Annotated in this window: 7 protein-coding genes; all 7 read left to right on the top strand. The window is 38.8% G+C overall.

The window, feature by feature from the left end:
- The first annotated feature begins 8 nt into the window (after positions 1-8).
- Positions 9-2585, top strand: a complete 2577-nt coding sequence (locus L3V42_RS02105) for a glycoside hydrolase family 2 TIM barrel-domain containing protein (RefSeq protein ID WP_369412831.1) — start codon at positions 9-11, stop codon at positions 2583-2585.
- 584 nt (positions 2586-3169) lie between these two features.
- The gene (gene licT / locus L3V42_RS02100; protein WP_235762009.1) at positions 3170-4009 is read left to right on the top strand and encodes a BglG family transcription antiterminator LicT; all 840 of its coding nucleotides are present in this window, start codon (positions 3170-3172) and stop codon (positions 4007-4009) included.
- Between the two features lie 233 nt (positions 4010-4242).
- Positions 4243-6162, top strand: a complete 1920-nt coding sequence (locus L3V42_RS02095; protein ID WP_238471147.1) for a beta-glucoside-specific PTS transporter subunit IIABC — start codon at positions 4243-4245, stop codon at positions 6160-6162.
- Positions 6163-6368: 206 nt separating this feature from the next.
- Positions 6369-8864, top strand: coding sequence for a glycoside hydrolase family 3 protein (locus L3V42_RS02090; protein ID WP_238471146.1), 2496 nt, complete (start codon positions 6369-6371; stop codon positions 8862-8864).
- Positions 8865-8941: 77 nt separating this feature from the next.
- The gene (locus tag L3V42_RS02085) at positions 8942-10381 is read left to right on the top strand and encodes a glycoside hydrolase family 1 protein (protein ID WP_238471145.1); all 1440 of its coding nucleotides are present in this window, start codon (positions 8942-8944) and stop codon (positions 10379-10381) included.
- Between the two features lie 117 nt (positions 10382-10498).
- Positions 10499-11335 (top strand): Cof-type HAD-IIB family hydrolase, encoded by an 837-nt coding sequence (locus L3V42_RS02080; protein WP_238471144.1) that lies wholly within the window; start codon positions 10499-10501, stop codon positions 11333-11335.
- Positions 11336-11661: 326 nt separating this feature from the next.
- Positions 11662-13134 carry a GGDEF domain-containing protein gene (locus L3V42_RS02075; protein WP_238471143.1) on the top strand — a complete coding sequence of 491 codons (1473 nt, stop codon included), beginning with the start codon at positions 11662-11664 and terminating at the stop codon, positions 13132-13134.
- Positions 13135-13137 lie beyond the last annotated feature (3 nt).

Raw genomic sequence — 13137 nt, 5'->3', positions numbered from 1 at the left:
ACCAGGATATGTGGTGGCTCAGTGGAATCTTCCGGGATGTTTATTTAATCAGAAAGCCGGATGTCCATGTTTATGATTACTTTGTGAAAACGACATTGGATGAGAATTATGAACATGCGGAATTACAAATTGAGACTGAACTTCATTCGCGAATGAAAGATTCAGCGGCTTATCGGGTGGAGTATCAATTATTGGATGCCGAATATAAATTGATAGCTGGGGACGAATTAGAAGGTGTACTGGAAAAAGAAGAAGATACACGAACGACGCGTATTCCGGTAAAAGCCCCGAAGAAATGGACAGCGGAAACTCCATATCTATATCACTTGCTTCTTATATTAAAAGATGAAAAGGATCAGGTTACCGAGATCATTCCGACAAAAGTTGGTTTCAGGCAAGTGGAATTGAAAGACGGGCTGATCCAAGTGAATGGGGTCCCTATTCTATTCAAAGGTGTGAATCGTCATGAACATCATCCAGATTTAGGACGGGTAGTACCGATTGATTGGATGAGAAAGGATATTGAATTAATGAAACAGCATAATATTAACGCTGTTCGGACAGCACATTATACCGATGATCCGCGTTTTTATGATTTATGTAACGAATACGGCTTATACGTTATCGACGAGGCTGACTTAGAAACGCATGGTTTTTCTCTCGTGGGGAATATTAGTCAATTAAGTGATGACGCGGATTGGGAAGCTGCTTACTTGGATCGGATGAAGCGAATGGTCGAACGGGATAAAAACCATCCATCCATTATTATTTGGTCGTTAGGAAATGAATCCGGTTTCGGCAAGAATTTAGTTACCATGTCCAAATGGGCGAAACAAAGAGATGATACGAGATTAATCCATTATGAAGGGGAAACCCGTGCTATCATGACGAAATCGGAGAATGATCCGCAAGAATTGAATGTGGCTGCAGATATGTTTTCTACAATGTATAGTTCAGTTGAGTTGATGGAGCAATGGGGCAAGCGTTCAGATTTACAACAGCCGCATATTTTATGCGAATTCGGTCATGCGATGGGGAATGATCCGGGTGGTTTTAAAGAGTATTTTGAAACATTTTATAAACATAAGCGCCTGCAAGGTGGCTTTGTCTGGGAGTGGCTCGATCATGGAATTCGTCAATATACGCCAGAAGGGAAAGAGTACTTCGCGTATGGTGGAGATTTTGGTGAAATTCCGCATGACTCGAACTTTGTAATTGATGGAATGGTGATGCCTGACCGCACGCCGTCCCCGGCACTGCTTGAGTATAAGAAAGTGATTGAGCCGGTGAAAGTGGAAGCAATTGATTTAGAAAAAGGAACGGTTCGGATTCATAATCGTTATGATTTTGCCGACTTGAGTCATTTAGCTGCAAGTTGGTCGATTCACGCGGATGGTGAATTGGAGCACACTGGTACGATTGATCTTCCGGACATCGGACCAGGAACATATCAGGATGTAGAATTATCTCTATCATTTGATGCAAAGGAAAATACAGATTACTGGTTGACGATCCGTTTAGCAGAAAAGCATGATACAAGATGGGCGAGAGCCGGGCATGAAGTAGCTTGGGAACAGTTCCCGATTCAGGTAACTGTCGAGCAAGCGGAAGAATCAGCTCGAGGGCGAGTTAGTGCATCTGTGGCTGTCCCGTTACGTGCTGAAACGATTGCGGAAACGAATCAGTACGTTGTAAACGGCGAGGCGTTCGAAATCGTATTCAATCAGACGAATGGAGAAATCGATTCTTGGAAGTATCATGGCTTAGAAATTCTAGAAAAGGGACCTGCGATTAACTTCTGGAGAGCACCAACAGATAACGATCGAATCGATCAGGAAGAATTTAGTACGAGAAGTGAAGAAAAAGCGTGGGAAGCTAGCGGTGTCCACATGCTACAGCAGCGTTTAGTTGATTTTAAATCGGAGCTTTCAGCCGAGAAAGATTCTGTCCTCATTACAGTGACTAAGAAAATTTCTCCGCCTGGATTCAACTGGGGCTTTAAAACTTCCATTAAGTATGAAATTGCACATACTGGGATTGTGACTGTAAAAGTCGATGGTAAGAAGTTCGGGGAAGGATCGATCACCCTACCAAAAATCGGCTTACAATTTTACTTGAAAAAAGCATTTGATCAAGTCGATTGGTATGGTCGCGGTCCGGGTGAGTCCTATGTGGATAGTAAACTAGCGAACCGTGTTGGACGTTGGTCTGCACCGGTTAAAGAACTATTCACACCATATGTCGTCCCACAAGAAAACGGTAATCGTACCGATGTAAAGTGGGTGTCGCTTACAACTGAATCTGGTGCAGGTCTATTAGCAGCAGGTGATTTATTCAACTTCAGCGCGCACCACTATACGACGGAAATTCTTGAGAATGCCCGTCATACGATAGATTTAGCAGAACAAGATTTCATCGAATTCAATCTGGATCACCAGCAAAATGGCCTTGGTTCAGCTAGCTGTGGGCCGGGTGTGCTCGAGAAATATGAGTTGAAAAATAACGATTTCGAATTTGTTTTCCATATTGGTGGGTTTTCGAAGAGAGAAATTTCGCCGAATAGTTTGTGGAAGAGAATGAGGTAGGGAATAGTGTTGAAAGAACTCCGGTGAAGGTGCTGGAGTTCTTTTTATGCATCTGGTTCGAAATGAGTTTTTTCGAGTAAAAGAAGTTTGTCCCTATTATCAAAATAATGTAACCGTTGACATTGAGAGGGAGTTATGGTAAATTAAAATTACAAAGCTAAATAAGTTAATATATTATTAAGGAATGTAACCTTGATTGGGCATAACCTGAATTGATTTGAGAGCGCTATATGTGCTTTTTCAAATGATTCAGGTTTTTTTATTGCCAAGCTATATCCATGCATGAAGAAATTTGAAGGAAAAATAAAATGGCTTTCAAAAAGGGGGGTATAACTACACTTAACTATGTATCGGTTTTCCAGAAGCATAAACAAAAGAAGTGATTTCTTGTTTAACCTTAATGAATTTCATAATACGTATTTAATGTATCACCATCACCATATGTAGTTGAGTTGGTTCGTTCCCAACTACATACGGTGATGGGAAAGCCGACTTTGGTAATTATGAAATTCATTCAACCTATCTAAGTTATTTCAAATGAACACTTAGAAATTAAAATAAAATATCGTTCAGGTGTGGGTAAAATGAAAATCAAAAAAATATTAAATAACAATGTAGCGTTAACTTATAATGAAATAAATCAAGAAGTCGTCGTTATGGGACTGGGCTTGGCTTTTCAGAAAAAGGAAGGCGATTCCATTGATCCGGAAAAGATAGAAAAAACTTTTATACTGGAGCATAAAGGTGTATCCAATAAGATTGCTGAGCTATTAAAAGAAATACCAGAGATTTATTTGGAATTAGCTCATCAAATTATTGAGCTCGCTAAGTCCAAACTGTCCTATTCATTAGATGATTATTTATATGTCGCTTTAATTGATCATTTGAGCTTTGCCGTGGAACGTCATAAACTCGGATACGACTTGAAAAATGCATTGTTATGGGAAATTAGAAAGTATTACAAAGAAGAATACAAAATAGCTTTAGAAGCACTGGATATTATTAATCAAGAATTAACTATAGAATTACCAGAAGACGAAGCAGCTTCCATCGCATTACACTTTGTTAATAGTCAGCTTTCTGGTGAGAATATGACAAAGACCGTCCAAGTGACGGAAATGGTTAATGACATCTTAAATATCGTTAAATATTATTTTCAAATGGACTTAGATGAAGACTCAGTCAATTATGAGCGATTTTTGACACACTTGCGCTTTTTTGCCATGCGCTTTATTCGCAAAGAAAAATTGGAAGACACATACGATGAGTTCTTATATGAGCAGATTAAATTAAAATACGATAAAGCATATCAATGTGCAGAACGCATTGCTTCGTATATTAAAAAAGACTATAATTGGTCCATTTCGCATGATGAAATATTATATTTAACGCTGCATATTCATCGGTTAACGAATCGAATTTAAGTAGGTATATATAAACTTCACAACATTTATAAGAAATGCTAGGGAATGTAACCTTAATTGGGCATAACCCGAATGTTTTGTAAAGAGGGATTTTGGACTTTACAGAGACCGAGAAAAGTAATTTTCTTGGCTGTAAAAGTGCAAACAAACATGATAGAGAATCATGTTACCCCGTTTGCAAAAACATTCGGGTTTTTATTTTAAATAAATAGATTGATATTGGAGGGTTTTAAATGAAATATGAAAAGTTAGCAAAAGACATCATCGAAAATGTCGGCGGTAAAGAAAACGTTAACAGTGTTGTCCATTGCATTACCCGCTTACGCTTTAAATTAAAAGATGAAGGAAAAGCGAATACAGAAGTGCTGGAAAATATGGATGGCATCGTTACAGTTAGACAAAGCGGCGGGCAGTACCAAGTTGTTATAGGTAACCATGTGCCGGATGTTTATAAAGCAGTTGTCATTGAAGGCGGTTTCGAATCAAATAGACCGGTGGATGACCCGGACGATAATGGTGATAAAGGCAGTTTATTAGACCGATTTATCGATATGATTTCTGGAATTTTCCAGCCGATCTTAGCTGTATTAGTTGCTTCAGGTATGATAAAAGGTTTTAATGCCTTATTTTTAGCAGCGGGCTGGTTGAATGAAGCAAGTGGAACCTACCAAGTTTTAAACGCAATTGGAGATGCACTGTTCTACTTCCTGCCAATATTCCTCGGATATACAGCAATGAAGAAATTTGGCGGAACACCATTCTTAGGGATGTTGATAGCGGGTGCACTCGTTTATCCAGCGCTTGATCCGAGTGCTCAAGCAGGAGAACCTTTATACATGTTATTTGCGGGTACTTTACTTGAATCACCCGTTTATATTGAATTCTTTGGTATTCCGATTATTTTAATGACGTATGCGATGTCGGTTATTCCAATTATTTTATCTACATTTTTCGCTGCAAAGCTGGAAAATTACTTTGCGAAATTGATTCCAGACGTAGTAAAAACGTTTGTAGTTCCGATGTTGACGGTACTGACCATTGTTCCATTAACATTCATTGTCATCGGCCCAATTGCGACATGGGCAAGTCAATTGCTCGGAGCAGGAACCATTTGGTTATATGAGCTAAGTCCTGTGATTGCTGGGGCAGTTATAGGTTCCTTCTGGTTGGTATTCGTTATGTTTGGATTGCATTGGGGTCTTGTTCCAATTGGAATTAACAACGTTGTGAGCCAAGGTTGGGATCCAATCCTAGCATTAATGTTTGTCCATTCCTTTGCTTTAGCAGGTGCGCTCACCGCAGTATGGATTCGAACAAGAAAACAAAAGTTGAAAACACTTAGCCCTCCAGCAATCATATCAGCCGTATTTGGTGTAACAGAGCCTGGTATGTACGGTATTGCTTTACCACTTAAAAGACCATTTATGTTCACGCTAATCGGATCAGGAATTGGCGGTGCATTATTAGGGTTGTTTGGTACAGTTGCTCATGTCATGGGTGGACTTGGAATATTCCAAATACCTAGCTTTATTCATCCAGAGGAAGGTATGAATATGGCGTTTATCGGTGCTCTTATCGCCGCTGTCGTTGGAGCTGTATTAGCTTTTGTACTGACTTACTTCTTTGGTGGCGCAACTAAAGAGAATGAAGAATCAGCTCAACCAGCTCCACAAGAAGAAAACAAGGAGGAAAATATAACAAATGAAGTAATTGAAAGTCCAATGAATGGAGAAGCGGTCAATCTAGCTGACATTTCTGACTCGGCATTTGCATCCGGTGCATTAGGGAAAGGTGTAGCAATTAAACCATCAGAAGGAAAATTAATTTCACCTGTATCTGGTACGGTTACAGCATTATTCGATACCAAGCATGCGATCGGTATTATCACCGAACATGGTGCGGAATTACTCGTCCATATCGGAATGGACACGGTTCAGTTAGAAGGAAAGTTCTTTAACGCGCATGTTGCTCAGGGAGACAAAATTGAAAAGGGTCAATTGCTTATTGAGTTTGATATAGAGGGTATTGAAAAGGCCGGCTATGAGATTATTACCCCCGTTGTTATTACAAACTTTGATCAATATACGTCCATTGAAACTGCAGAAGAGGGAACAATTCAGACCGGTAAGCCAATAATGTTTTTAAATAAATAAACAAAAGAAAAGCTTCTATGGAAATCAAGAAAAAAATACACAATTAATGAATTTCATAATACGTATTTAATGCTCCACCATCACCATATGTAGTTGAGTTGGTTCGTTCCCAACTACATATGGTGATGGAAAAGCCGACTTTGGTAATTATGAAATTCATTAAATAAAAAGAAAAACTTGTTAGGAAGACATAGGAGGAATTAAAAATGATAAAGAAGAGTAAGTTCATATCTATTTCATTGTTGGTATTGTTGTTATTGCTAAGTGCCTGTTCCGGTAATGATTCCACTAAGGAGAAGGAGGAAAGTCAAGACAGCAAGGAAAACAAAGAGAACCATGAAACTGAAATTGCAGGGGATCTTGATTATCAAGAGTTTTCCGATGGTGAAACGACATTTGGTGTAGTGGAAAACTCTGGCGATGGTCCAGCTATTAGTTTTTCATTAAGTAGCGGTATTAATATTTTAACTGAAGAAGTTGATGGGGAGACTTATTACTTTAAAGACTTGAATAATAATGGGGAATTGGATACCTTTGAAGATTGGCGCGAAGATACAGAAACCCGTGCAACTGCTTTGGCAGAGACATTATCTGTAGATCAGATGGCTGGTTTGATGTTGTTTAGTGAACATGAATGGGATCAATCAGCGGGTATAACAGATGACCAAAAAGCATACTTGGAAAATGATAATTTGCGGAATGTATTACATGCAGGACCTAATGATGTAGAAGCAAGTGTGAAATGGGCGAACCAGATGCAAGCATATGCTGAAGGATTGGGAACTGAAGATGAACCAATTATCCCGGTAAATTTCAGTTCTGACCCAAGAAGTACAGCTGAAAGTGGTGGAGTCTATAATTCAGAAGGGAACGATATTTCCCGCTGGCCATCAAATCTAGGTTTAGCTGCAACATTTAATCCTGATATCATGCGTCAGTTCTCTATGATGTCATCGCAAGAATATCGTGGTCTAGGAATTACAATGGCATTGGGACCACAAATTGACTTAGCAACTGAACCTCGCTGGTTAAGGGTAGATGGGACATTTGGTGAAGGAAGTAAATTAGCCACTGAATTTGCTGAAGCATACACAAACCAGTCTCAATCCACATTTGATGAAGATGGGAATGATGTAGGTTGGGGTGATGATTCTATTTCTATTATGTTGAAGCACTTCCCAGGTGATGGTGCTGGAGAAGGTGGTCGTGAATCACACACGTTCGAAGGTAAATATGCTGTATTCCCGGGTGATAATTATGAAGAACATGTACAAGTATTTACAGATGGAGGACTAAGCTTAACGGGTGAAACTGGTGAAGTGGCGTCCATGATGACTTCTTATTCCATTCAAATAGACGCTGAAGGAAATCCTTTGCATGGTGATCAATATCTGGCGTCGGCTTACAATTCCGATGTAGTCAATATTTTACGTGAAGCGAATGATTATGATGGCGTTTTGGTTACGGACTGGGGTGTTACAAGCGACCCTTCTAATGAAAAAGGTTATGACATGAGTTATATGGGATCTGCTTATGGTACGGAAGATAAAACGGTAGAAGAACGTCATTTCCAAGCTATTAAGGCTGGGATTGATATGTTTGGTGGTAATAATGATAAAGCCCCAGTGCTAGCTGCGTATGAAATGTGGGAAGAAGCTTATGAAAATGGAGAATTAGATGAGTCAGCTGACGAAAGATTCCGCACAAGTGCAAAACGAATTGTAAGCACATTTTTCAATGTAGGAATATTTGAAGATCCATACTTGAATCTGGAAGAGTCACAAGAAAAGGTAGCAAGCGAAGATAAAGTTGAAGCTGGTTACCAAGCACAACTTGATTCGGTCGTTATGGTCAAGAATAAAGATAATACGATTCATTCTTCTGATGATTTGAGTAAATATAAAGATAAAGTTGTATATATCCCTTCAACAATGCGGACACCTTTTGATAGTATGTTTGGGCCGGGTGAACCATATAAAGGACCAACAATGAGTGTTGAAGTTGCTGAGGAGTACTTTAAAGAAGTAGTAACGGATGAAGAAGTGCTGGATGAAGACGGAAATGTGATTGGTTTTGAACAGCCGGAAAATCTAGACAACGTTGACTTAGTAATTGTTGGAATGACAAGTCCTGATAATGGTGATAATTTCTCTTTTGCTGGGCTAGAAGAAGATAATGAAACGTTTTACCCGCTATCACTCCAGTATCGTCCTTACACAGCAGACGGAAAAAACGTTCGTCAGGAATCAATAGCTGGCGATGTATCAGAGGATGGTTCTAAAGAGAATAGAAGTTATTACGGAAACACTTCTAAAATCTCTAACGAATATGATTTGGATGCAGTATTAAACGCAACCGAATTAGTAGAGAAGTCAGGTAAAGATATTCCTGTAGTCGTTGCAATGAAAGCTAAGAATCCAGTAATCATGTCTGAGTTTGAAGATAAGGTTGATGCGATTGTTGTAGGATTCCAAGTATCAGATAACGCTTTGTTTGATATCATCTTAGGAAAACAAGAACCAACTGGCTTGCTACCAGTTCAATTCCCTAAAGACATGGACACGGTAGAAGCTCAGTTTGAAGACATTGCAAGAGATATGGATCCATATGTGGATAGTGAAGGAAACAGTTATGATTACGGATTTGGTTTAAATTATGATGGTGTTATTGACGATGAAAGAACAGAAAGCTTTGTAAAGTAAGTTTACGAAAGATGTTATCCAAGCGTTAATCATAAAAATAATGCTTGAATGGCATTATAAAATCAGGAGGTTATCACATGATAAAAAATACAAGATTTCCAGAAGGATTTTTATGGGGAGGAGCAACGGCTGCAAACCAATTAGAAGGCGGCTTCGGTGAAGGGAATAAAGGATTGAATATTGCCGATGTCTTGCCAGGTGGTAAAGAAAGGCTTAAAGTATTAAGTGAACCAGGGTTTGACTGGGAGATTGACAAAGATAAATATTACTACCCGAACCATTTAGGTATTGATTTTTACCACCGTTATAAAGAAGATATCGCTCTATTCGCTGAAATGGGCTTCAAAACCTATCGCTTGTCGATCGCATGGTCCAGAATTTTCCCTAACGGAGATGAAGTGGAACCGAACGAAGAAGGGCTAGCATTCTATGATCGTGTCTTTGATGAATTGGCAAAGTATGATATTGAACCACTTGTCACGTTATCACACTATGAGATGCCATTAAACTTAGTGAAAAATTATGGCGGTTGGAGAAATCGTGAGGCGATTACATTTTTCGAAAGATATGTTGAAACGGTGCTAGATCGCTATAAAGATAAAGTGAAGTATTGGTTGACATTTAATGAAATAAATAGTGGATTTATGATGCCAATCATGGGTCTTGGGTTTTCGATTCAAAAAGAAGAGGATAGGTATCAACCAACATTCCAAGCCTTACATCATCAATTTGTCGCAAGTGCACTAGCCGTTAAAGCGGCACATCGAATTATCCCTGGTTCTCAAGTAGGCTGTATGATCATTTATGCTCCAGTCTATTCCTATGATTCCAATCCGGAAAATATCATGTATGCACATGAAGAGAGCCGCTTATTTAATAATTTCTGTACCGATGTTCAAGTGCGTGGAAAATATCCTACTTTCATTAATCGCTATTTCAAAGAACATGATATCCATATCGAAATGGAAGATGGCGATGTAGAACTGATTAAAGAAGGAACTGTTGACTTTATTTCGTTAAGTTACTATATGTCCCGTACAGAAAGAAAAGAAAAAACGGCAGAGGAAATCGGTCAAGGTAACATGATTGGTGGCGTTAAAAATCCTTTCCTTGAAGCAAGTGACTGGGGATGGGAAATTGACCCAATAGGTCTCCGTGTTACACTTAATGAACTTTATGACCGTTATGAAGTACCGTTATTTGTAGTGGAAAACGGCTTAGGTGCTTATGACAAAGTGGAAGAGGATGGCAGCATTCAGGATGACTACCGTATCGAATACTTAAGAGAACATATTAATGCGGTAGGAGAGGCGATTGAAGATGGTGTGGAAGTAATGGGCTATACTTCATGGGGATGTATCGACCTTGTCAGTGCGTCAACCGGAGAAATGTCCAAGCGTTATGGCTTTATCTATGTAGACCTCGATGATAAAGGCAATGGTACATTAGAACGTAAAAAGAAAAAATCATTCTATTGGTATAAAGACGTGATTGCAACGAATGGAGAAAAGCTTTAATCTGGAAGTAAATTTTAAGTATATGTAATTGTTACCTCCAATTGTCAGGTACTCTGGATAATTGGAGGTTATTTATTCGTTAAACATTAGATAAATGTAGTACAGGAGTTGAATAGGTTGAAAAAAATTATATTTTTGGATATTGATGGGACACTGGTGAATGACAATGGAGTCGTCCCTGAGTCAGCGAAATTTGCTGTACAAAAAGCGAGGGAGAACGGTCATCTCGTTTTTATTTGCACAGGACGATCGAAGGCTGAACTATATGAAGATATACTGGATATAGGATTCGATGGCATTATAGGTGCAGCAGGAGGATATATCGAAGTCGAGGAGGAAGTCATCCTGCATGAGACCGTGGATCCGGAAGATGTCCGGCACCTTGTTGATTACTTTAGTCAGCATGGCATTGATTTTTATTTGGAGTCCAATGGCGGGTTATTTGCCAGTGAACACTGCAAAAAGCATATCCGTTCCATCATTGATAAAGTAATCGAGGCAAATCCCCAGGCCAAGGCAGAAGTGGAAAAAGGAATCCTTCCTTTTCATGATGCGCTGATTGAAGGAGAAAATTTGCTAAGAGACGATATTAATAAGATTTCCTTTTTAGGATCAGACATACCGATCGAGAAGATAAGTGAAGAATTTGGAGGAAAGTTCAATATTATTCCTAGCACCGTACCAATCTTTGGTGAAAACAGTGGGGAATTGTCTGTCCCAGGAATTCATAAGGCGACAGCTATTGTCAAGCTATTAGAGCATTTGAACATGGATCGAAAGAATACCTTTGCTTATGGTGACGGGATGAATGATTTGGAAATGATTCAATATGTTCAGCATGGAATTGCTATGGGAAATGCGAAAGAAGCATTGAAGCTGGCGGCTGATGATCTTACGGATACACCAGATGAAGGTGGGATATTTAATAGTTTTAGGAAGTATGGGTTGATATAAAAAGAAAATAATGCTAGGTGCTTAATTGAACAGGTTTTGATAATAAAAAGTCCTGCTGGAATGCTACAGGACTTTTTATTGCCAATTCTTTTGCAATATAATAAGTAGTTCTTTAATGGAGTTTTCTGGGTTTACGGTATATACTTTTCGAATCATGAAATCCTTTACCTGCATTGGTTGCACACCTCTTTTCAAAGATAAATGCGTATAAATATATGATATCACATCATTCGCCTTCCCCCCAGTTGAATTATTTAGTGAAAAGTCATATCATACTAATGTACTGAATATTTATTACTGCAAATAGAAAATGTGGAGGAATCCTCATGTGGCGTAGCTTTCGAACTAAATTAGTCATGACGATGGTTATTTTTGCAGTGGCAATTGCTTTTGTCATTGCAACAATCAATCATAAAAGAATATCGGAACAGGCTATTCAAAATAACGCATTTCAATTGGAAAGCATTGAAGCGACAGTGGAGTATTCCCTGAATACAATTGATAAGACCTATTATTATTTTGATGACGATGTAGCAGAAAGAATGAAGGCGAATACAAAAGAATTACTGGAGCTTTATAAAAATAACCCATCCATCCATACATGGGATATGCAGAAATTAAAAAAGAAATACGAGATGGATGTGTATATCATCAATCAAGACAATGTCATTTCTAACAGCTCGAATGAGGTTGATATCGGATTGGATTTTAATGAATGCTGTGGCAAGCTTGCTGAGATACTTGACTCCCGGAGAGAAGCTGGCGCATTCTACCATGATGGAATGGATATCGCTCAAGCAACAGGCGAGGTAACCAAATTCAGTTACATGGCGACTCCAGATAAAAAATATATTATGGAGCTTAGTTACTCTTTAGAGGATGGGGAGATATTCGAGGATTTTAACTTCCTAAGTGTGACAGATGATTTGGAAAAAAGTTATCCATCAATTAATAAGATAAACATACTGAATTTAGGCGGACTTGCCTTAGGAGATCCAGCGGAAGATTCGAAATTATCATCGGAGCACAGAGCTGCATTTGAAGAAACCTTAGCAAAAGGTGAAACTACTGAGGTTCGCACGTTAAACGATAAAGGTGAAGCAACTATTTATCATTACGTACCTTACAATTCAGGCTATGATTTCGGTTCGACACAGAATAAAGTAATTGAAATCTCTTATAACGAACGGGAACTTGAATCTATCCTCCAAAAACATAATGAAGCGTTTATCCTGCAATTAGCATTTATTCTAGTTATTACCGTTATCATCGCCCTTATTATCTCAAAATGGGTGTCCCGCCCGATGTACATGGCATTCCATGATAGCTTGACAGGTTTAAGAAACCGGGCAGCTTTTGAAGAGGATTTAGATGCAATCTTGCACGTGAGTGAAGGTGAAACAGGTTTATTAATGATTGATCTGGACCATTTCAAGTCAGTTAATGATCTGTTTGGACATGCTGATGGGGATGAATTACTGAAAAACATGGCAACATCTATTCAGTCGACTATTCATTCAGAAGGAAAAGCTTATCGATTAGGCGGGGATGAATTTGCGATTGTACTAAGAAATACGAATCGTGATCATGCAACATTTGTGGCAGAACAGGTTATTGAAGCAGTGAACGAATCGGTAACAGAATATTATAAAACAAAAGGGCTTGAATTATCGGCAAGTATTGGAATAGCGCTAGTTGATGAAGAAATAAGAGATGTGAATGAGATTTATAAACAGGCAGACCGGGCTTTATATGAATCGAAGGAGGGAGGAAAGAATCAGTATCGGGTGTATGGGTAGGAA

It is taken from the genome of Oceanobacillus alkalisoli (genome assembly GCF_022213125.1).
In the GTDB taxonomy this organism is placed as follows: domain Bacteria; phylum Bacillota; class Bacilli; order Bacillales; family Amphibacillaceae; genus Oceanobacillus; species Oceanobacillus alkalisoli.
The sequence above is the reverse complement of the archived record's forward strand: the minus strand, read 5'-3'. Positions and strand labels throughout refer to the sequence as shown.